The organism is Glutamicibacter sp. FBE19, assembly GCF_015524875.1.
GTDB lineage: Bacteria > Actinomycetota > Actinomycetes > Actinomycetales > Micrococcaceae > Glutamicibacter > Glutamicibacter halophytocola.
Window position 1 is genome coordinate 205,864 of record NZ_JACKQN010000004.1, and the last position, 20,300, is coordinate 226,163.

20 protein-coding genes and 2 riboswitches are annotated in these 20,300 nt (G+C 58.2%); of the genes, 8 read left to right on the forward strand and 12 right to left on the reverse strand.

What is annotated here, in order from left to right; all coding sequences use genetic code 11:
• Positions 1-53 precede the first annotated feature (53 nt).
• The gene (locus tag H6F58_RS18190) at positions 54-686 is read right to left on the reverse strand and encodes a GerMN domain-containing protein (protein WP_244652502.1); all 633 of its coding nucleotides are present in this window, start codon (positions 684-686) and stop codon (positions 54-56) included.
• A gap of 204 nt (positions 687-890) precedes the next feature.
• On the opposite strand from H6F58_RS18190, the gene H6F58_RS09150 reads away from it, so the two are divergent.
• Complete coding sequence (locus H6F58_RS09150) at positions 891-1,952, forward strand: LLM class flavin-dependent oxidoreductase (RefSeq protein WP_206693581.1); 1,062 nt, start codon at positions 891-893, stop codon at positions 1,950-1,952.
• A 20-nt stretch (positions 1,953-1,972) separates the two neighbouring features.
• On the forward strand, positions 1,973-2,617 hold the full coding sequence (locus tag H6F58_RS09155; protein ID WP_244652503.1) for an NAD(P)-binding domain-containing protein: 645 nt from the start codon (positions 1,973-1,975) through the stop codon (positions 2,615-2,617).
• 390 nt (positions 2,618-3,007) lie between these two features.
• On the opposite strand, the gene H6F58_RS09160 is transcribed toward H6F58_RS09155, so the two are convergent.
• Positions 3,008-3,355 carry a zinc ribbon domain-containing protein YjdM gene (locus H6F58_RS09160; RefSeq protein WP_060700445.1) on the reverse strand — a complete coding sequence of 116 codons (348 nt, stop codon included), beginning with the start codon at positions 3,353-3,355 and terminating at the stop codon, positions 3,008-3,010.
• 206 nt (positions 3,356-3,561) lie between these two features.
• On the opposite strand from H6F58_RS09160, the gene H6F58_RS09165 reads away from it, so the two are divergent.
• Both H6F58_RS09165 and fepB read left to right on the forward strand, forming a co-directional pair.
• Positions 3,562-4,731: a siderophore-interacting protein gene (locus tag H6F58_RS09165; protein WP_060700444.1), complete on the forward strand. Its 1,170-nt coding sequence runs from the start codon at positions 3,562-3,564 to the stop codon at positions 4,729-4,731.
• A 337-nt stretch (positions 4,732-5,068) separates the two neighbouring features.
• Positions 5,069-6,100: a Fe2+-enterobactin ABC transporter substrate-binding protein gene (gene fepB, locus H6F58_RS09170; RefSeq protein ID WP_195181610.1), complete on the forward strand. Its 1,032-nt coding sequence runs from the start codon at positions 5,069-5,071 to the stop codon at positions 6,098-6,100.
• On the opposite strand, the gene H6F58_RS09175 is transcribed toward fepB, so the two are convergent.
• Positions 6,097-7,425 carry an NtaA/DmoA family FMN-dependent monooxygenase gene (locus H6F58_RS09175; protein WP_195181611.1) on the reverse strand — a complete coding sequence of 443 codons (1,329 nt, stop codon included), beginning with the start codon at positions 7,423-7,425 and terminating at the stop codon, positions 6,097-6,099. The two genes, fepB and H6F58_RS09175, sit on opposite strands and share 4 nt — an antisense overlap.
• A complete protein-coding gene (locus H6F58_RS09180; protein WP_060700441.1) occupies positions 7,422-8,222 on the reverse strand; it encodes a 3-oxoacyl-ACP reductase in 801 nt (266 codons plus the stop codon). Before H6F58_RS09180 ends, H6F58_RS09175 begins: the two co-directional genes overlap by 4 nt.
• Before the next feature lie 86 nt (positions 8,223-8,308).
• A riboswitch (TPP riboswitch) is annotated at positions 8,309-8,402 on the reverse strand.
• A gap of 417 nt (positions 8,403-8,819) precedes the next feature.
• On the opposite strand from H6F58_RS09180, the gene H6F58_RS09185 reads away from it, so the two are divergent.
• The 3 genes from H6F58_RS09185 (at position 8,820) to H6F58_RS09195 (ending at position 12,336) form a co-directional block, all read left to right on the forward strand.
• Positions 8,820-9,527 (forward strand): HNH endonuclease family protein, encoded by a 708-nt coding sequence (locus H6F58_RS09185; protein WP_060700440.1) that lies wholly within the window; start codon positions 8,820-8,822, stop codon positions 9,525-9,527.
• 137 nt (positions 9,528-9,664) lie between these two features.
• Positions 9,665-9,877: a hypothetical protein gene (locus H6F58_RS09190; RefSeq protein ID WP_146277512.1), complete on the forward strand. Its 213-nt coding sequence runs from the start codon at positions 9,665-9,667 to the stop codon at positions 9,875-9,877.
• Between the two features lie 173 nt (positions 9,878-10,050).
• Positions 10,051-12,336 carry a bifunctional UDP-sugar hydrolase/5'-nucleotidase gene (locus H6F58_RS09195; protein ID WP_195181612.1) on the forward strand — a complete coding sequence of 762 codons (2,286 nt, stop codon included), beginning with the start codon at positions 10,051-10,053 and terminating at the stop codon, positions 12,334-12,336.
• A 72-nt stretch (positions 12,337-12,408) separates the two neighbouring features.
• On the opposite strand, the gene H6F58_RS09200 is transcribed toward H6F58_RS09195, so the two are convergent.
• The 8 genes from H6F58_RS09200 to H6F58_RS09235 form a co-directional block, all read right to left on the reverse strand.
• The gene (locus tag H6F58_RS09200) at positions 12,409-12,732 is read right to left on the reverse strand and encodes a putative quinol monooxygenase (RefSeq protein ID WP_060700438.1); all 324 of its coding nucleotides are present in this window, start codon (positions 12,730-12,732) and stop codon (positions 12,409-12,411) included.
• Between the two features lie 4 nt (positions 12,733-12,736).
• A complete protein-coding gene (locus H6F58_RS09205; protein WP_060700437.1) occupies positions 12,737-13,156 on the reverse strand; it encodes an MmcQ/YjbR family DNA-binding protein in 420 nt (139 codons plus the stop codon).
• 11 nt (positions 13,157-13,167) lie between these two features.
• Positions 13,168-13,584, reverse strand: a complete 417-nt coding sequence (locus tag H6F58_RS09210) for a CoA-binding protein (protein ID WP_060703260.1) — start codon at positions 13,582-13,584, stop codon at positions 13,168-13,170.
• A gap of 101 nt (positions 13,585-13,685) precedes the next feature.
• The gene (locus H6F58_RS09215; protein ID WP_060700436.1) at positions 13,686-15,104 is read right to left on the reverse strand and encodes an NtaA/DmoA family FMN-dependent monooxygenase; all 1,419 of its coding nucleotides are present in this window, start codon (positions 15,102-15,104) and stop codon (positions 13,686-13,688) included.
• A 2-nt stretch (positions 15,105-15,106) separates the two neighbouring features.
• Positions 15,107-16,324 (reverse strand): acyl-CoA dehydrogenase family protein, encoded by a 1,218-nt coding sequence (locus H6F58_RS09220; RefSeq protein WP_195181613.1) that lies wholly within the window; start codon positions 16,322-16,324, stop codon positions 15,107-15,109.
• A 93-nt stretch (positions 16,325-16,417) separates the two neighbouring features.
• Positions 16,418-17,290 (reverse strand): MetQ/NlpA family ABC transporter substrate-binding protein, encoded by an 873-nt coding sequence (locus H6F58_RS09225; protein ID WP_195181614.1) that lies wholly within the window; start codon positions 17,288-17,290, stop codon positions 16,418-16,420.
• A 42-nt stretch (positions 17,291-17,332) separates the two neighbouring features.
• Positions 17,333-18,049, reverse strand: a complete 717-nt coding sequence (locus tag H6F58_RS09230) for a methionine ABC transporter permease (RefSeq protein WP_060700433.1) — start codon at positions 18,047-18,049, stop codon at positions 17,333-17,335.
• A 16-nt stretch (positions 18,050-18,065) separates the two neighbouring features.
• Positions 18,066-18,872 (reverse strand): methionine ABC transporter ATP-binding protein, encoded by an 807-nt coding sequence (locus H6F58_RS09235; protein ID WP_236995238.1) that lies wholly within the window; start codon positions 18,870-18,872, stop codon positions 18,066-18,068.
• 85 nt (positions 18,873-18,957) lie between these two features.
• Positions 18,958-19,047: riboswitch (SAM riboswitch) on the reverse strand.
• A gap of 284 nt (positions 19,048-19,331) precedes the next feature.
• Here H6F58_RS09235 and H6F58_RS09240 point away from each other — a divergent pair.
• Positions 19,332-20,195, forward strand: a complete 864-nt coding sequence (locus tag H6F58_RS09240; protein WP_195181615.1) for an SDR family oxidoreductase — start codon at positions 19,332-19,334, stop codon at positions 20,193-20,195.
• Positions 20,196-20,300 lie beyond the last annotated feature (105 nt).

Below are 20,300 nucleotides of genomic sequence, written 5' to 3' on the forward strand. Positions count from 1 at the left end.
GGAACGGCGGTTCTCCTCACTGGGGAGAACCGCCGTTTTTTGTTCCAGCAGGACTATTTGGCGCTGAGCACTTCCTCGAGCTTTTCGCCGTTGACAAGAATCTGGGCCTGGCCGGTACCAGCGGCGGTCATTGCGGTGTATTCGAGTTGCCCGATCATGCGCGGATCGTCGCAGATGCCGCCGGAGCTCACGGATCCGCTCAACTCAACGCTCACCGAATCGCCTTTCACCGTTGATGAAACATAGTCGAGGTCGGAACTGGCCAACGCATTGCGCAATCCGGAACCTCCTAGTTCCTGTTCATCATCGTCAAGGAGGGCGATCATTGAGGCTTCGATCTGGTTGGTGAATTCCACGGGCCCGGTTTCAGTTGCGACCAGCGAATCGCCGCAGCCAATCTTCGGACCGGATTTTCCCTCATCGCCCACGGCAACGTAGAACAGGGTCAAGGCACCTGTCATCGGGTCAGCTGAGCTTCCAGTTGCCGCAGAACTCGCTGGCATGCTTGCTGCGGCAGAACCTGTCGCCGGTTGCGTGCTTTGCGCAGGAGCCGAATTTTCGGCTGTCGTTGGAGATGCAGGGCTTTCTGACGCTTCGCCGCCAGGGCTTGAACTGCAGCCGGCGATTGACAGCAGCACCCCAAGAGCAAGCGCCATCGGCACTGCAGGGGATTGTTGAGCGCGCATGATTCCCTCCTTGTGATTCCCGTACACCGGGTTTTTCTACCGTAGGTCTGCTTGGCAAGCCCAATCCAGCAAGAATCTGTTGCAGTTCAACGTCTTTTGCGATATTAGCGTCGACCGCCGAGGTACGCCGCCTAAAACTAGTTGACACGTCAATAATATTTGATATGATTGATGCATCAACTTATTTTTGAGGAGGGAGCGGTCATGAACGCCATCGAGAATATCGAATTCGGCATCGACACTTTCGGAGATGTGCCCAGTGCGCAATCCGGCCAGCTGCTGACCCAGGCGCAGGCCATCCGCGCCACGGTGCAGGAGGCCATCGTTGCCGATCAGGCAGGCGTGGATGTTATTGCCGTCGGTGAGCACCATCGCCCGGAATACGCTATTTCCAGCCCGGAAACGGTGCTGGCCGGCATCGCCACCGCAACGGAAAATATTCGCCTTGGCTCCGGCGTAACCGTTTTGTCATCCGATGATCCGGTACGCGTATTCCAGCGCTTCGCTACGGTGGACGCGCTGTCCAACGGACGCGCCGAAGTCATGCTGGGGCGCGGCTCCTTCACCGAATCCTTTCCGCTGTTCGGCTACGACATGGCCGACTACGAAGTCCTCTTTGAGGAGAAAATCGACCTGTTCCACAAGCTGCTCGATGAGAAGCCGGTAACCTGGCAAGGCACCAAGCGTGCACCGCTCACGGATATGGATGTCTTCCCCAAGACCGAGTCCGGACGGCTGCGCACCTGGGTCGGCGTAGGCGGCTCCCCGCAATCCGTGATCCGCGCGGCGCATTACGGTTTCCGCATGATGCTGGCCGTCATCGGCGGATCTCCTGAACGCTTTGCACCCTACGTGGACCTTTACCGCCGGGCCAATGAACAGTTCGGGCACCAGAGCACACCGGTGGGCTTGCACTCCCCCGGCTTCGTGGCTGACACCGATGAACTGGCCCGTGAATACATGTTTGACGCCTACAAGGCACAGCGCGACCGGATCGGCGCAACGCGCGGCTGGCCTCCGATGAGCCGCTCCGAATTTGAGCACGAAGCCAGCGAGGGCTCGCTCTACATCGGATCTCCCGAAACCGTGGCCCGCAAGATCGCCAACACCGTGAAGACGCTGGACATCGGCCGCTTCGATTTGATCTACTCCGGCGGCGCCGTAGAAGCCGGTGCGCGGCTTCACGCCGTGGAGCTCTACGGCAACAAGGTCATCCCGCTAGTCCGGGAAATGCTCGCCGAGCAACCGGTCCCAGCTGGACGATAAGCACCTGCGAGGAAATGAACATGGCACTGCAGAAAATTGGCATCCTTGGCGCCGGGAAGATTGGCACCGCATTGGCACGGCTGGCTCTCAAGGCGGGCCACGAGGTGCTTATCGCCGGATCCGGGGACCCCAGCGCGATCGCCTTGACCATCGAGATCCTGACCCCGGGCGCGGTGGCTGTTGATGCGGCCACCGCTGCCAGTGAAGCTGATGTGGTCATCCTGGCCCTGCCGCTGGGCAAATACCGGACTATCCCTGTCCAGCAGCTGTCAGGCAAGCTGGTGGTCGATGCGATGAATTATTGGTGGGAAACCGATGGCATCCGAGAGGATCTGAACGGCCCTGAGATCTCCACCAGCGATTTGATCCAGGACTTCATCGCCGGCGCGCGCGTGGTCAAGGCCTTCAACCACATGGGATACCACGACCTTGAGGAAGAAGCCCGGCCGGAAGGCAGCGAACGCAAGGCCATCGCCATTGCCGGAAATGGTGCTGCGGATGTCGAAGAGGTGGCCCAGCTGGTAGACGCCTTCGGCTTTGATCCGCTCCGCATCGGCACCTTGGCTGAAGGCGTACGCCTGCAGCCGGGCCAGCCTGCGTTTGGGGCCAACCAGCCCAGTGCCCAGCTGTTCGAACTAATCAGCTTGGCCACTTCTTCGGCCTAGCTCGCAATGCACCTCGCCCAAGCTTGAGTGCATGGGACAGATTTGGCACGCATCCGTGCATTCCAATACCCTCAGTGCTTCATGAGGTGGCCGAAGCGGTGAAGATCAGCCTCCTCGCACCGCGCTGGGCGACATCAGGACTCAGAGGTCTTTGGTTCGGACACAGGCACTGCTGGTACAAATCCCGCCAAGCATTTGCGCAGAACGCTCAACGGCGGCCGCCACGTTGCCTTCCCCACCGCGCCCGACGACGATGGCTTGAGCCAGGCATCCCGCAGAAGCGCGGGTCAATGCGTGAGGGGCGATGCCAGGTCAGGAAGCGCCCTTTAAAGACGGAAGCAGCCCGCCTCCGAAAGGAGAACGGACTGTCATCTACAAGAAACCAGGCCCTTAGATCTTCTTGACGATAGAAGACTTCAGTTCCATCTGGCCAAAGCCATCAACTTTGGCAGCGATATCATGGTCGCCAGAGCCAGGAGTCAATCGAATATTGCGCACCTTGGTTCCAGCTTTCAGTGCGCTCTGGGCGCCCTTGACCTTCATGGTCTTGGTAATGCTGACAGTATCGCCATCCTGCAGAACGTTGCCTACTGCGTCCTTGATGACAGTTTCAATCGACTCGGATTCCTCGGCACTCGCGTTCCATTCATGAGCGCATTCCGGGCAGACCAGCAATGCATCAAGCTCGTAGGTGTACTCGCTGGAGCATTGGGGGCACGGTGGCAATGTATCAGGCATGCGGCTAATTTTAGTTACTCTGAACGCCTATTGTCGAATGAATCGAATATCGAATAATCCTTGTAGATAGCGGCAAACCCCTTAGAGGCGACCACCTTCCACGAACCCAGAACACTGCTTTAAAACTACTTGTTTTGTTCGCCCTGTTTCGCTCATACTCAGGCATACGAGCTGATTCCCGCGACAGCGAAGCTAAGGGGCACATTATGTCTAAGCATCATAAGCACCGCAGCTACGGAGCGCAGTTTTCGGTCTCCCCCAAAGAGGGCTTGACCTTGGACGTTCTAGCCATGGCTGAAAAGGCTGGAGCCAAAGCAGGATACGCCGTGGCCAAAGAAGAGCTTTACCGCAACATCGCTTCCAGCCGGTTCCTCAACGAGCAGGAAACCGACGAGCTGCTCGCCGCAGCGCAGCGCGCCGGGTCGGCGGCAGCGCTGGCTGCAGCACGCAAAGTCCTCGACAAGACGCTTCGCACTTCCTTCAACCACCATCACCGGCCCGCAGAATCGGGCGCTTCGATGGCCATCGCACCTGAATTTCCAACCCCCGCCTACGAAGAACCCCTGGCCAAATATTCGCCACCGCTAGGCCTTTTGGATACTCCGCGCACCAAAGTCGACCAGCACGTTTTGACCATCACGCGGGTGGAATGGCTCAACGACCAGATGGTGCGGCTCATTGCCAGTGCACCAAACCTTGACGGCTACCGTTCCAATTCCGCGCTAGACGAGTACGTCAAGGTTTTTGTCGCGGATCCTTCGCTCGGCCTGGTTCCTCCCTACGATTTGCGCACCCTGCGCCATCGGCTGCCGCGCGAACAAGTTCCCCGCTCAAAGTCCTACACCATTCGCTGGGTCAACCCGGTCCTCAATGAGCTGGCTATTGATTTTGTAGTTCATGGTGCGCCAGGCACCGTTGGCCACTGGGCAGGAACTGCACAGCCAGGAGATCCCTTGGTCATCTCCCCGGCCCGCAGCAAGACGTCGCTATCGCTCAATGCCGACTACTACGTCCTAGCAGCCGATGAAGCTGGCCTGCCCGCTATTGCCAAAGTCCTAGAAGCCCTGCCCGCGCATGCCCAGGGAACTGCGCTGATCGAAGCGGCCGACAAAAACGCAATGTTTGACGTGAAACATCCAGAAGGCGTTGTTTTACAGTGGCTTTCTCGGGAATCAATGCCTGCAGGCAAAAGCAACGCGCTTCCGGCCGCGTTCCAATCGCTTCCGCTCCCAGCGGGCCAAGTGGGCGTCATCGCCCATGCCGAACGGTCCACTATCAAAGCCATCAGCCGGATCACCGAGTATTGGCATCTGAATAAGCATTCATCGCATATCTCTTCCTACTGGACCTTGCGTGAAGGCAGGTTGCATCGGTAGGTATCGCGTGGTGTTCGGCTGCGTGGAAAACCCGAATCTGGCCGCAATCCGATGGTCGGCGAGGCTCGGCCATGAACCAAGCTCCCCCGAAGTTCACCCAGTCGCTCTTGGCAACAAGAACAACGTCCCCGAAGAGTGCTTCAGTGTGCCCGGAATGATCTTCAGCACGCATCTGGTACCGAGCACAGCGAAATAACGTCTGATCAACGGAGGGTTCAGCTGGAGCTCCAGGTCAGCAGTTCACAATAACATCGCATAATGTGGTGATGGATTGCGGGACTCAACCTGAGCTTCCGGATCAACTTCGTGCAACGAGTCATGCCTAGGAGAAGCTTTCGTGCGTTCAAGTTTGCCCAAGGCCGCCGCTGCCATCATTGCTTGCCTTCTCGTTATTTCGCTGGGTGCATGCACGTCCACGACGAAGCCCGAAGTCCGTGACGCCAGTACCGCCGATGTCGAGGCCGACGGCTGGCCACGGGTCGTCACCGACGAGACCGGAGACCTCATCAAGATTCCGTCCAAGCCCGAGCGCATCGTCTCAACCTCCGTATCAGTGACCGGAACTCTATTGTCCCTCGACGCCCCGGTCGTTGCCACGTCCGTCGCACCACAGAACCCGGCAACAGACAAGCATGGATTCTTGAACCAGTGGGGCCAAGTGGCCTCAAAACGCTCGGTAGATGCACTCTATGAAATCGGGAATTTTGATCTCGAAGCTATTCGGGATCGCAAGCCTGATTTGATATTGGTCTCCGCCTCAGGCGCGGATTCCGAATTGGAGCATCTCGACCAGTTGCGGGAAATCGCCCCAACTCTCCTCGTCGATTACACCGAAAAGAAATGGACCGCGCTCAGCGCGGATCTAGCCAAGGCTACCGGCACGGAGGAAGCAGCGGCTCGCAACAACAGCATCATCAGCCAACGTGTTGCCAGCTTGAAACAGTCCCTGTCGATCCCCGCCGGCACCACGGCATCGATTCTTTCCTATCACCAGGGAAACATCTCCCCCATAGCCCAGAGCACCGGTCCGCATGCACAGCTGTTCGAGTCCCTGGGGTTCACCGTGCTGGATCCTCCAGCAGAGTTTGATACTTCCATGCAAGAACGCGAAGACTTCTCGTTCACCAGCTACGAAAGACTGGCCAAGTCCTTGCCGGGCGATACGGCCTTCCTGCTCTCCTCGGATCCAGAGGCCACCGAGCAGTTCTCTTCCGATGCCTCCCTTGCACAATTGCCTTCCGTTCGCGGAGGCAACGTCTTTGCGCTTCAGGAGTCATTCCTCCTGGATTTCTTCTCAACACAGAAAATCCTGGATTACTTTGAGAATGATTTCCCCGGCTTGGCTCCCGAAGCGCAACCACACAACTAGCCGCGCGCCAAGGCCACAGCCTCCGGAACAGCCAAACCAAGATTTCCACGCAAGGTAGCCGACTCGTAGCGGGTACGGAATCTGCCACGGCGCTGCAATTCCGGAATCACTAGCTCAATGAAGTCCTCCAGAGATCCTGGCAGGGACGGCGGCATCAGGTTGAAGCCATCTGCGGCCCCGCTATCGATCCAGAGTTCAATCTCATCTGCAATCATTTCCGGCGTTCCCACCATGGTGCAGTGGCCCCCGCCAGCAGCCAGCAGGCCGAGTAGTTCACGAACCGTGGGCTGGTGCAGCTCGATGAGCCGCAGAATCGTGGTGTATCGGCCAGCCGGGCCAGTGAATTCTTCCAGTGGCGGCAGATCCGGTACGGGTCCATCCAAAGGCCAGCGGCTGGTGTCCTGCTGCAAGAATACTCCCAGCTGGCGCAGAGCGTCCCCCGTTGGCAGCAATTCGTTCAGTGCACGCTGCTTGGCTTTGGCTTCTTCTGCTGTGCGCCCCACATAGGTCACCAGCCCGGGCATGATCAGCGCCCTGTTGTCCGAGCATCGCGAAGCTCTGGTGCGTTCGGAAAGGTCTTGGGCGAATTCGGATGCCATCTGGTGATCGGCTGCTACCGAGTAGATCGCTTCAGCGTGTGCTGCTGCCAGTTCACGGCCAGCTGGCGAGGAGCCTGCTTGGAACATGACAGGCTCGCCATGAACTGAGTTGGGCATATTCAAGGGACCTCGCACCGAGAAGTGCTCGCCTTCGTGATTGATTTCTTGAAGCAATCGCGTATCGGTGAAATTTCCGCCACGGTCAATTTGGACTGCTTGATGCGGATATGATCCCCACAACTTGCGCAAGACGTCAATGAATTCTGCGGCTCTGCCATATCGCTGCGCGTGCGCAGGCAGCTCGGTGAGCGAATGGTTCTGCGCTTCGGTATCCCACATGCTCGTCACCACGTTGATCCCGGCGCGCCCGTTGGACAAATGCTGCAAGCTGCCCAGCATGCGTGCCGCGTGGAAAGGAGAGTAGAAGCTGGCCGAGATGGTGCAGACCAGTCCGATATTCGTGGTGCATTGGCTGATCGCCGACAACAGCGTCACCGGCTCAAAGAACCAGGTGGGACCGGCCTGCGCAGCTGAGGCTGACACCGCTTGGCCATCGGCGAAGAACACCGCGTCCAACAGCCCCTTCTCAGCCAGCTGGGCCAGCTTGATGTAGTACTGGGTATCGGGAAGCTCTTCGGCCGCCGAGTCCTCGGCACGCCAGGCCGCTTGGTGATGCCCGGTTCCATAGAGGAACAGATTCAAATGTACCTGTTTCTTCTGGCTCATCCCTTCACCAGCCCGCCATCCACGATAAGGTTCTGACCTGTAACCCCACGAGATAGCGGGGAAGCGAAGAACAGGACGGTATCGGCCAGTTCCGCTGGCGTGGTGACTCGACGCAATGGCGTTCCCGAGGCGATCAGGTCGAATACTGCCTCGGGGGTCGCAGCCGAGGCGTCGGTGGTGCGCAGGAGCCCTCCAGAAACCATGTTGACGTTGATTCCTTCTGGCCCAAGATCATCAGCGAAGGTACGGGTCAGGGACAGCAGCGCAGCTTTAGTGGCGGTGTAGTCGTGGTACGGAACCACCGGGTGCTGGAATAGGTTGGTGCCGATATTGATGATGCGGCCAAATCCTGTTTGCCGCATTCCCGGCAGTACAGCCTGGATGGCAGCTACGGGAGCCAGCACCGATCCGGCGAACTGGGCACTGAGCTCTGCGGCGGAAATCGCTTCGGCGGTGGAGCGGGCGTCGCCATTAAAGGAGAAATCCACCAAGGCATTGTTCACCAGAGTTGTCACCGGCTGTCCAAAATGATCTTCGGCTTCAGCCACCATCGACTTGAGCGCAGATTCGTTGCGAACATCAGCCTGAATGGCTACTGCATCATTCGGGTAGAGCGCGACGAGATCATTGGCTGCTTGTTCCGAAGAGTTGTAATTGATGACGACTTTCGCGCCAGCTGCAAGGAAGGCCTTGCTGATGGCGGCACCGAGCCCTCGAGCTCCGCCGGTGACAAGAATGACCTGCTCTTCAAGTGGAAGGGCAATGGGGGTTGCTGGTGATTGGGTGTCCGTGCTCATCTTGTTTGAACTCCTTGACGGCGTCTGTTGGCGAATGGATTTTTGACCAAAGACGCGGACGGTTCAAGCACTTCGGGTGCACACATACGCAGAATCCAGGACATTCCCTTCGCCAGTACTAACTGGATCAGGTTCAACGGGTGTTCTCTCAGCCGCCCTGCGGCACCCCGTGTCACTGCTCCCATTAGTAGCACACGCACGGCTTAGCTGTAGAACATTACTTCATGAATCCCGCGCGTATCAGCACTCGGTTCTTGGGCAACCCGGGGTTGAGCGCCATCTGGAACCGTGATTTCCCGGCTCCATTCGGCAGCGGGATTTGCGCAACGCAAGGAAACCCATGCCACCACTTCGCTGCTTTCCCGACAAGATACAGATAAATCGGCCTTGAGGTCGGAAACCGAGTTGACCAATGCATATCGAGGAACAGAAACTCGATAGCCAGCAGGTCTCGACATGATCGCTAGAACTGGTTCACACCGATCTCACACTAAAACACGGCATGGACGCAGCTAAATGGTCCACCCCGCTTCATATAGTTTCCTAAGGGCCTGTCCCCCTTGCCAACTGTCGCTTTCCTAGGAGTCGTACTTCCGCATGCAGCTGCTGCGCCGCGCAATCTCATTTGCACTCATCGCTTCATCCCTTGCCCTCACTGGATGCTCAACTCTTGATTCCATCGAGCAGTATCGAGTTCCCGACGCGCAGGCTGACACTACCCACAACAGCGCGGAGCAACGCGCCAGCTATGCTGACTCGCTTGAGTTGCTCGCGGATATCGACGTCAAGGGCCGTGCCCCCAAGACTGGCTATGAACGGGAAAAGTTCAGCAAGGGTTGGAAGGATCCGGACCGCAACGGTTGCGATGCCCGCAATGACATCCTGGCTCGCGACTTGGAACACGTGAAATACAAATCTGCGTCGAAGCCTTGCGTAGTGCTCAGCGGAACTTTCCACGACCCGTATACCAACACCACCATCAATTTTGTTCGGGGCCAGAAAACCAGCACCGCAGTTCAGATCGACCACGTTGTCGCGCTGTCGGATGCCTGGCAAAAGGGCGCCCAGCGCTGGGACCAGGAAGCTCGTTTCGAATTCGCCAATGACCCGCTAAACCTCATGGCCTCGGACGGGCCGACGAACGCGGCTAAAGGCGACAAGGATGCCGCAACATGGCTTCCTCCCAACAAGAGTTTCCGCTGCGAATACGTCTCACGCCAGACTCAGGTCAAAGCGAAATATGGGGCTTGGATGACCAAGGGCGAACACGATGCCATCGAACGCATCCTGAAGGCTTGCGTGTAGTTAGCCTAAAGTCGCAGTGAAAGATCCTCCTTAAGGGCTATCGTCAAATCGATGGATTTGTGACAGTATGGATATTACTCAAGCCAATAGTCATTATGTGTGGTGATTGTTGGCAAAATTTTCTGCTGCAAAGGTCAATGATGAAGACACGGTTGTCGGGAGCGCTCTTGCTGCTTGCCAGCGTGTGCCTTTTTGGTTTTGCCCTGAACGCCGCGCATCGAGACACAGCCATGGCTTGCTGGATCCTGTCCACAGTCTTCTTCATCGCGGCTGCCATGCTCATGCTCGGTGCCATCGTAGGAGCTTCCTCGGTCACAGCAACCAAATCACGCCACAACCGACGGCTCTAGCCGCATCAAGTTTTTTCGAAGCAACGTATCAACCACAGGCTGGTGCGTTGCTTCGACTATTTAACCGCTAGTTCTCATGGCCCTGCACAGCAATTTAACCCGCAGGCATCGACAGGTTCACCTAGATGCGATAGACATAAGTCTTGTCACACCCGTCACTTTTAGGAGTACCCATGTCTGCATTCGCGCAGATGAGAAAACTCGGTTTCGCCTCCTTGGCCACCCTCTCGCTCATGGCCACAGGAACAGCCATGGCGCAGGCAATGCCCACCGAGGAATCAATCAGCACTGCTTCCCCAGCAGCTGATCCTGTAACCCTGGATCTAGTTGGCATTAATGACTTCCACGGCCGCATCGCTGCCGATCGGGACTCTGCCGGCGCTGCAGTGCTCGCCGGAGCTGTGGACCAGCTGCGCGCCGAGAATGAAAACACGTTGTTCGTATCGGCCGGCGACAATATCGGGGCTTCGACCTTTGCTTCCGCGTCCCAGGAGGATGCTCCAACCATTGATGCGCTGGGTGCAGCCGGGCTGGATGTTTCCGTCGTGGGCAATCACGAGTTCGACAAGGGCTTTGAAGACCTGGCCACGCGAGTCACCGAGCGCTTTGCTGCAGCCACCGGCCAGTCCGGCGAGGATTTTGCACTGGGCGCCAACGTTTACCAAGCCGGCACCAAAACCCCAGCACTCAAAGAATATGCAATTCGTGAAGCCGGTGGACTCTCCGTAGGATTCATTGGCACCGTCACCGAGGATGTTCCATCGCTGGTCTCCCCTAGCGGAATCTCCGGTTTGGACTTTGGCAGTGAAGTCGAGGCGGCTAATCGCGTAGCCAAGCAGCTCAGCGACGGTGACGAGGCGAACGGAGAAGCGGACGTTATCGTGTTGCTGACCCACAACGGCTCGGCCAATACCGACTGTGCTGCCGTCGCTGGTGAAGCCACGTCCTACGGGGACTTGATCCGCGAGGCCAGTGGCGAGATCGACGCTATTTTCTCGGGTCACACCCACTCTTCCTACAACTGCGACATTGCCGGTCCTGACGGCGAGCGTCCAGTCATCCAATCGCACCAGTACGGCACCACGCTAGGCAAAGTCAGCCTCGACGTTGACCCAGCCACCGGTGAGGTCCTGCAGTCTTCCAGCACCCGCTTGCCACTCGCTAGCAAATCTGCAGACGGCGACTGGACCGCTAACTACGAAGCGAATCCAGCCGTTGCAAAGATCGTTGCCGAAGCCGAAAAAGAAGCTGAAGTTGTTGGCAGCGTAAAAGTCGGTGAAATCTCGGAAGATATCCTGCGCGGCGGTGACGTGCCAGGTGAAGACCGCGGTGTTGAATCCGCCTTGGGCAACACCGTAGCCGACGTACACCTGTGGGCTACTTCTAATGACGATTTTGCCGGTGAGCCAGCACAGATTGCCTTCATGAACCCCGGAGGCCTGCGCTCGGACCTGCTCTATGGCGAAGACGGCACGGTGACCTATCAAGAGGCGGCAGAAGTTCAGCCTTTTGCCAATACCCTGATCACCTTCAATCTGACAGGCGCGCAAATCCGTGAGGCACTGGAACAGCAATGGCAGCCTGAAGGCTCGGAGCGCAACAAGCTGCACCTCGGCATTTCAGAGGGACTGGCATACACCTACATCGAGGATGCACCTGCGGGCGAGCACATCCAAAAGATCACCTTCAACGGTGAACCATTGGACGAGTCGGCAACCTTTCGCGTTGCTGCCAACGCGTTCCTGGCTACCGGTGGCGATAACTTCACCGCCTTCGCTGAAGGCACCGACCACGCCGATTCGGGCCAGGTTGATCTGGACGCGACCGTGAACTTCTTCAAGGCCCATGACGTGGTATCCCCATCTCCGCTGGGCCGAGCAGTGCTCGCCGGCACTGATTGGGCCACCGTTGTCCTGGATGCCACCGAAGTGAAGGCTGGCGAAACCGTGAACGTCACGGTATCGGACTTGGAAGAAGGAGCCCAGATTTCGGCTTCCGCATTTGAGGGTGCCACCAAGGTCGCTGATATTCCGGCAGCTGATGCTTCGGGAACCACTGCGTTCCAGCTCCCAGTTGGCAGCTCCGTGGAGCCAGGCGACTACCAGCTAGTGGTCTCGCAGGTGCAGCACGAAGATATCGCCGTGGACTTCGCCGTCGTTGCCCAGGCCCAGGAGCCAACTCCTTCGCCAAGCGATGACCCGCAACCTACTCCTTCGCCAACCGAAGACGATAACTCTGAAACTGAATCGCCAGCACCGACCACTGATTCGGATCCGAGCGCTGAGCCAACTTCGGATTCCGAAGAAGATTCCTCGGATGACTCGAAGCAGCAGGATAGCCAAGACCTGGCCGACACCGGATTCAGCGCCAGCTGGGTCGGCATTGCCGCAGGCATCGTTGTCCTCGTGGGCATCGTCTTGCTGTTGATTCGCCGCTTCGGCAACAAGGCCGGACGCTAAACCGACGGTACGAAATAAGGGAAGGAACCGCGAGAATGATCTCGCGGTTCCTTCCCTTATTTGCCGTAAAAACTAGTCGATCACTAGCTCGCCCATGGAGTCCCAACCTTCGCCCTCGACCTTGCGCGAGACGATCTTTGGGGTGGAAATCAGCAGCGGGCGCATGGATTCAATGCCTGCTGCGAAGTGTGCGGAGTTAACGTGGGCAGAAGCTGCCTCGTCGTCGCGGAAGGCCTCGACAAGAACGAACTCGTTGGGGTCTTCCACGCTCACGGACCAGTCGAACCAGAGGTTACCTTCTTCGGCGCGGGTGGCCTGGGTGAACTCTGCAACGTGGTCCATGAAATTCTCGGTGTTTTCTGGCTTTACCTGATATTTAACAACGATGAAGTACATGGTTCTAGTCTAGGACCGATTGGCTGATGGTGTCTTGCAATCGAATGTATTCCTTATCCCGTCGTGGCATGCCGTCAACCACAAGATCGTAGGAATCCTCAATCAGTTCCTGCAGCAATTCCGGATCAAGACCAGCGCGGATGGAATTCCAATGCTTTTTATTCATGTGATAGCCCGGAGTGATTTCCGGGTGCTCACTGCGCTGCTGATCGGCCAGAGCCGGCTCGCATTTCAGGTTAAGCACCAGCTCCCCGCGCACGTTCATCAATAGGCCGAACATCTTTGCCTTGCTTTTGTCCTTGCCCGAAACCTTGAAGACGGTGCTCTCGGGCCCGAAGGGATAGTCGGCGAAGGAGCATGGCATGCCCAGGCACAACTGCGCCCACTGTTGTTCCAGTGCTTCTTGGCTATTTTCGTTTTTCATTCCCGCCTCCGCTACCGAAAAGGGTACTCAATTTTCGGACAGGTATTCATCACTACGTCCAGCCCGGCGTCCTTGGCCCGTTGCGCTGCCTCGTGATCGATGACGCCCAGTTGCATCCAGACGGCTTTGGCCCCAATGCTAATGGCCTGATCAATAATGCTGCCTACCTTCGACGAGTTCACAAAGCAATCAACCACGTCAATGGGACAGGGAATATCGGCAAGTCGCGCATACCCCTGCTCCCCCATCACGTTCTGGGCATCCAGCGAAACCGGGACGATCTGCATGGATAATTCGTCCCGCAGGAAACGGGCAATGGATGGAGCCACCCGGGATGGATTGTTGGTCAGGCCAACGACCGCCCATCGGGCTGGGGTGCCCAGAAGCCGGCGGATTACCTGCGGATCATTGACGTGGCTGTTCTCCATGCTCGACACCTTACTCGGTATGGCGACGAGATGGTCCCTTCGGCTAAAGCGGGCAGGGCGATGGAGGCCATTGGCTTCCACCGCCCTGCCGAACCGCATCTTTAGCTCTGCAGCTGCACCGCAGCCTCGGTATTGGCTGCGCTCAATTCCGAAAAAGCGCCGCGGAACTTGGCGGCAGGATGATTTCCAGGCAGGTAGTCACCGCGGCCAAAGACCTTTTGGCGCAGGCTTCCCTGGTCGTATGCGCTCTGTGCCAGGCCACGGCGGCGCAATTCAGGAATGACCCCTTCAATGAAATTGTCGTAGGAGCCTGGCAGTACATGGTTCATGATGTTCAGCCCATCAATTCCCGCGTCCTGCCAACGTTCAAGTTCATCCACGATGCTTTCCGGGGTGCCAACAATTTGCTGGGCCTTCGCACGGTAGTGGGCCAAATCCTTCAAGGTCGGGTTGCCTCCAGGCACCGAGGCCTTGGCCGCTTCGAGCACACCTTGGGCGCCCTCGGTTTGGATTTGTCCCAAGGGCGTATCCAGGTCCAAACCGCCAAGATCCACTCCCAAGCCACCGCCGATGTGGGCAACGATTGCCTCCAGGTCTAGGTACTCGTCGTATTCGGCTTCCAGCGCCTTGGCCTCGGCTTCGGTGGATCCCACGACAAAGGACAGCCCGGCGAAGACCTTGATATCTTCGCGGCTGCGGCCAGCGGCAGCGAGATTTTCGATCAGCTGCGCATTCTTCTTGGCCACATACTGTGCATGCGGGGCGAAGAGGAAGGTTGCCTCGGCATGCGTCGCAGCGAACTGGGAACCGCGGGCTGATGATCCAGCCTGGAAGAGGAATGGGGTGCGCTGGGCACTGGGCAATGCCAGATGCGGTCCGTCGATCGAGTAGAAGTCGCCACGGTGGTTGATCTTGTTGACCTTGCTCGGATCAGCGTAAAGGCCGGATTCCTTATCGGCCAGCAGCGCATCGTCTTCCCACGAGCCCTCCCACAGCTTGTAGGCGGCTTCAACGTACTCTTCGGCCCAACCGTAGCGGTCATCGTGAGCCACCAGGTCTTGGCCGCCGAAATTGCGGTGGGCATTTTCCAGAACGCTGGTCACGATATTCCACGCAACCCGTCCCTGCGACAGATGGTCCAGGGTGGAAATCTGGCGTGCGAACTGGAAGGGGTGGCTTTGGATAACCGAGCTGGTCATCGCCAAGCCGATGTCCTTCGTCCCAGCTGCCAGTGCGGACAGCAGCACCAGCGGGTCGTGGCTAGGAACTTGCAGCCCCTTGCGCACATGGGAGGCCCATCCACCTTCGTGGTCCCCATAGAGGCCCACCACATCAGCGAAGAACAGCGCATCAAATTTTGCGTCCTCCAGCTTTTTCGCCAGATCCACCCACAAGCCCAGCTCATTAAAGCGGTGTTGCTGCGCTTCGGGGTGGCGCCACATTCCACCAAGAATATGGCTCGAAGTGTTCATCAGGAATGCTGAGAGCAGCAAGCGCGGACGTTCTTGGAAAGTTGCCATGATTATTTGCCTGCCTTAGCTTCGCCGATGGAGTTCAATCCGGTCGGCACCGTGCCATTGATGAAGTAGTCGCCCACCGAGCGTGCCTTGAAGGCCACCGGATTGTGGGTAGCTACGGTACGTGCATTGCGCCAGAAACGATCCAGCGACTTGGAAGTCGACACTGCTGATGCCCCGGTGACGTCAAAGAGCTCGCTGGTGGCATCCAGGATCAGCTTGGGCGTTGCCACGTGGGCCTGCTGCACGGCCAGCTCTGCACGCAGGTAGGCTGCTTCCGGGTCAAGCCCCAGCTGCTGGTCAACGGCTGCGTCCAGTTCCCGGGCAGCCATGGTGACAATGGATTCTGCGGCAAATACGTTGGCCGCCAGGCGTCCCACGAGTTCCTGGATCTGCGGATCATCCTTGAACAGCGAACCGGAGCCGGTATTAAAGGTGCGGGTTCTGGTGGCCACGATGCTGGCAGCTTCATTTCGGGCAGCCTTGCCGATGCCTACCAGTACCGAAAGCAGGCACAGCTGGAAGAAGGCCGGTTCCAGGGTGGACGCCACCTTGCGCTGGATAATGTTCTCCGGCGCGACAAGAACTTCAGAGAAAATGGCGGTACCGGTGCCGGTCAGCGGCTGGCCAAAGCCATCCCAGTCATCAAGTATTTCAACGCCTTCGGCATTCCGGTCAACGATGGCATACTGGCGGCCTTCGATCCCTTCGGTTGTTGCCATGACCACAATCCAGTCGGCAAAAATCGACCCTGTGGTGTAGTACTTTTCGCCATGCAGAACCCAGCCGCCAGCCTTCTTCACCAGTTTGGTATTTGTGGTGCCCAAAGCATTGCCACCGCGCTCGGTGGCGGCATTGCCGAAGATCTGCCCCTCAAGCACCTTGGGGAACCAGCGGTCCTGGAATTCTGCTGGCTGCAGGGAGATGGTTTCAACGAAGGAGAAGTGGCTGCGAAGCAGGTGCGCCACGTTGGAGTCCGCTGCAGCCAGCTCGATCAGCAAGCGGAACAGGTGCTCATGGCGAATCGGTGATCCTCCATGGCTCTCTGGCACGCGCAGCGTGGTAAATCCGGCCTCTTTGAGCCACTGCACCTGCTCAAAGGGCAGGATGCGCCTTTGTTCCCGCTCGCGGCTGCCTTCGGCGATTCGGGCGAAGACCGCGCTGAAGCGGTCGAGAAGCTCCTGATATCTGCTCTCGGCAGCTGCCGTGGCGACAATCGTCATTGGTTCTCCCTGCAGGACGTCGATAATTTGAGTACTAGGTCGGAAAAGTGGCGGCCCCGCGACGCGGAAAAGCCGCGTCGCGGGGCCTATGGCCTACTTGTTCCAGGTCGCGAAGTCTGCTTCCAGATCGCGATCCCATGGGGTGCCCAGCGCACCGTCAAGATAGCTCGCATACCATTCGCGCACCTCGTCGGAATGGTAGGCCTCTTCCAGGGCCTTGCCCTTTTCGGTGTCCATGAAGTCTGGCTTCGCGGCGATGATGTTGATATATGGCAGCGCCTCTTCTTCCTTTTCGAAGAGCAGCGCATCCTTCGGGGTGAGCCCGATTTCCGCACCGAGGCGGGCGAAGAGGAATCCTGCATCCACGTCGGGAAGCGTCTTGGACAGCGACTGCTGATCCACCTCGACAAATTTGAAGTTCTTGGGGTTCTCCAGGATGTCGTTCTGCGACAGGTGGATCACGCTCTTGCCTTCGGTGACCTTCAAGAGCCCGGCCCGATCCAGCAGCGCCAACGCGCGGCCGTTGTTGGCGGTATCCACAGGAAGGGCAATGGTCGCACCGTTGGGCAGGTCCTTGATGTCGTCGTACTTCTTCGAGTACACGCCTGCCGGCGAGCTGTACATGTAGAAGGCCGGCTCCACGTCGACGTTCTGGTCCTTCTTGAATTGTTCAAGGTAGGCACCGTGCTGGAAGAAGTTGGCATCGTATTCGCCGTTGGACACCACGTGGTTTGGCTGCACGATGTCGGTGACATAGGTGGCTTCCAGGGTCCAGCCCTTTTCAGCCAGCAGCTTCTGGGCGATTTTGGTTGGTTCCTGGGATGGAGCCGATTCGGTGACGATGACCTTGATGGTCTTATCCCCCGAGCTGGCCTCTGGGCCGCCTACCAGGCCGCAAGAAGTCAGTGCGAGAATTGCGGCGGAGCCGGCGGTGAAGGTCAAAAAGGTGCGGCGGGATAAAGCCATGGTGTTGTCCTTTGATGAAATGCGAGTTGAGTGGTTCAGTGTTTAGCGCTTGTCAGCGGCGCGCGATAGCCGGGTTCCGAAGAATTGAACTGCGTGGACCAGCAGGATCATCAAGACGATGGCCAGCAGCATGACTCCGGTTTCATAGCGGTAGTAGCCGTAGCGGATGGCGAAGTCGCCGATGCCGCCGCCGCCAACGAGACCGGCCATGGCCGAGTACGAGATGAAGCTGACCGTCATGATGGTGATGGAAGACAGCAGCGCCGGCTTGGCTTCGACCAGCAGCACTTCGCGGATGATCTGCCCGCGCGTGGCTCCCATGGCCTGCGCGGCTTCGACCACTCCGTTGCCCAGCTGGCTGATGTTCTGCTCCACAAAACGGGCAAAATACGGGATCGCGTTGATGGTCAGCGGCACGATGACCGCGGCGGTGCCAATGGTCGTTCCCACAACAAATCGGGTGAACGGAATAATGGCGATCAGCAAGATGAGGAATGGGAAGGAGCGGATCGTATTCACCAGCCCGTCAACAATCTTGTGCACTCGCGGACGCGGGCGCAAGCCGTTGGGAGACATCGAATAGAGCCAGATGCCCAGCGGGGTTCCCAAGAGAATGGCGATCGGGATCGAAACCAGCAGCATCGCAAAGGTCTGTGCCATGGCCACCCAGATTTCCGGGGCCAGTTCCACAATGCGGTCAAGGCTGAATGCTGCTGCGCTGCCGTTGCTCGTGGCTAGCACTACTGAAGTGAAGTTCATTGGTAATCCAGGTTCTCTATACGCGGGTTACGTTGGCGGCAAGGTCTTGGGCCTGCTTGGGCTGGCGGTTCAGCGTGATTTCATCGCTGATCAGGTAGCGGCCGATAGGCGTCTTTGGTTCAAAGCCTGGTTCTTGCAGCGAGCTCAGGGCGAACTCTTCCACGACCGCGGCGTCTTCCATCACCGAGACCTTGTCGGCGATGGCCTTAATGACATTCATTTCGTGGGTGACGATAACGGTGGTGATGCCAAGGCTGGCGTTAATGTCGCTGAGGTACTGGAGCACCGAGGTAGTGGTTCGCGGATCCACCGCGCTGGTAGGTTCATCGCACAACAAGACCTTGGGCTCGGTGACCAGCGCGCGGGCGATGGAGATGCGCTGCTTCTGCCCACCCGAGAGCTGTCCAGGATAGGCGGACGCCTTGTCGGCGAGGTCCACGATGGATAGTGCTTCCAGGGCACGTTCGCGGCGTTGTTTCTTGGGCACACCGGCGAACTTCAGGTTCAGTTCAACGTTCTGTTGCGCGGTGCGATTGTTCAGCAGGTTGAAGTGCTGGAAGATCATCCCGATCTCATGGCGCTGCTTGCGCAACTCGCCTTCGCTCAGCCCGGTCAGTTCTACGCCGTCAACAAAGACCTGGCCCGAGGTCGGGCGCTGGAGCAAATTGATATTGCGCAACAGCGTGGATTTGCCGGCACCGGAAAAACCGATAATACCGTGAATGCTTCCGGCTTGAATATCCAGCGTGACATCCTTGACGGCCGTGAACTGGTCGCGGCCTTTGCCGAAGGTTGTTGTTACGTTCTCAAGACGAATCATCATCGCTCCCTTGATGCTTGGTTATGCGGAGCGTACTTCGCAAGAAACCATCTGCTGGGGACAGATTTTTCCGTCGCGAAGTGAAAGTACTCCATCGGTCCTGGCTGTAGCACCGCTCCCTTACGGGTGGTTGCTGCGACGTCGTTGAGCCAGATCTCTCAGTCGCTCTGGATGGTGTGTGTTCGGTTGTACCGCCCGAACAATTCAAGTCTGTCCTCCATGGATGCAAGCCGGCAAACGTTACGTCAATCAGCGTCATGAAGTCGCAGTTCGGACGGACCGGGAAAGGAATCACGCAATAATCCGCGTAGCAATACGAAATATTTCGTCACTTGCTCCCTTTAAGACGAAAAGGCTTGAAGAACTTGCACCTCTGGCCATCGATGCGCCAGCGATCATGGTGCGGGAATTCTGTGCTGGGCGCCGTGGTTGTACTGGAGTGCAAACCTACGAGAGGACTTCATGAAGATCGCAATTACCGGTGCCACCGGACAACTTGGACGACTGGTCATCGATGCATTGCTGCAGCGCGGAGCCGACCCCGCCCAGCTGGTTGCCATCGGCCGTTCGGAAGAGAAGCTGGAACCCCTGGCCGGCAAAGGTCTTCAGACGCGCGTCGCCGATTACAACGTGGAGGCCAGCCTGGTCGCCGCGCTGGAGGGCGTCGACAAGCTGTTGCTGGTTTCGAGCAGCGAAGTGGGCCAGCGGGCAACCCAGCATGAAAATGTCATCACCGCTGCGCAACGCGTCAACGTCAAGCTCATCGCCTACACCTCCATCGCCAATGCCCTCACCGGCAACATGAAACTGGCGCAGGAGCATATCGCCACCGAACACCTGCTGGCTGGTTCCGGCATCGGCTACGTCCTCTTGCGCAACGGCTGGTACACGGAAAATTACACCGATCAGCTCCTGGGCTACCTGAACAGCAAAGTCGTGCTCGGCGCCGCGGCCGACGGCAAGATCAGCGCCGCCACGCGCGCGGACTATGCCGAGGCGGCTGCTGCGGTATTGCTCTCGGAAGCCGGGGAAGCCGGGAAGATCTACGAACTGGGCGGGGACAAGCCTTTCACCCTCAGCCAGCTCGCCGGGGCTGTCGGCGCTGCCGCGGGACAAGATGTCGCCTACCAGGATATGGACCCTGAAAAGCTGGTTGAGATCTACACCGAATCAGGTGTTCCCGCGGTGTTCGCTGACATTCTGGTGGATACGGACCTGCGCATTCGCGAAGGCGCCCTGGAAGTGCATTCCGGGGACTTGGCACGGCTCATTGGCCGCGCGCCTACCTCCCTTGGCAAGGCGATCAAGGACGCCCTGGCCCGCTAAGGCAGGCTGGTATTTTCACCGTTGGAGGCAATCAGCCAGGACGATTCATGGGCCGCTGGTTGCCTCCGGGTTTTAACGGCATAGCGCAAAATAATCCTTCGACCA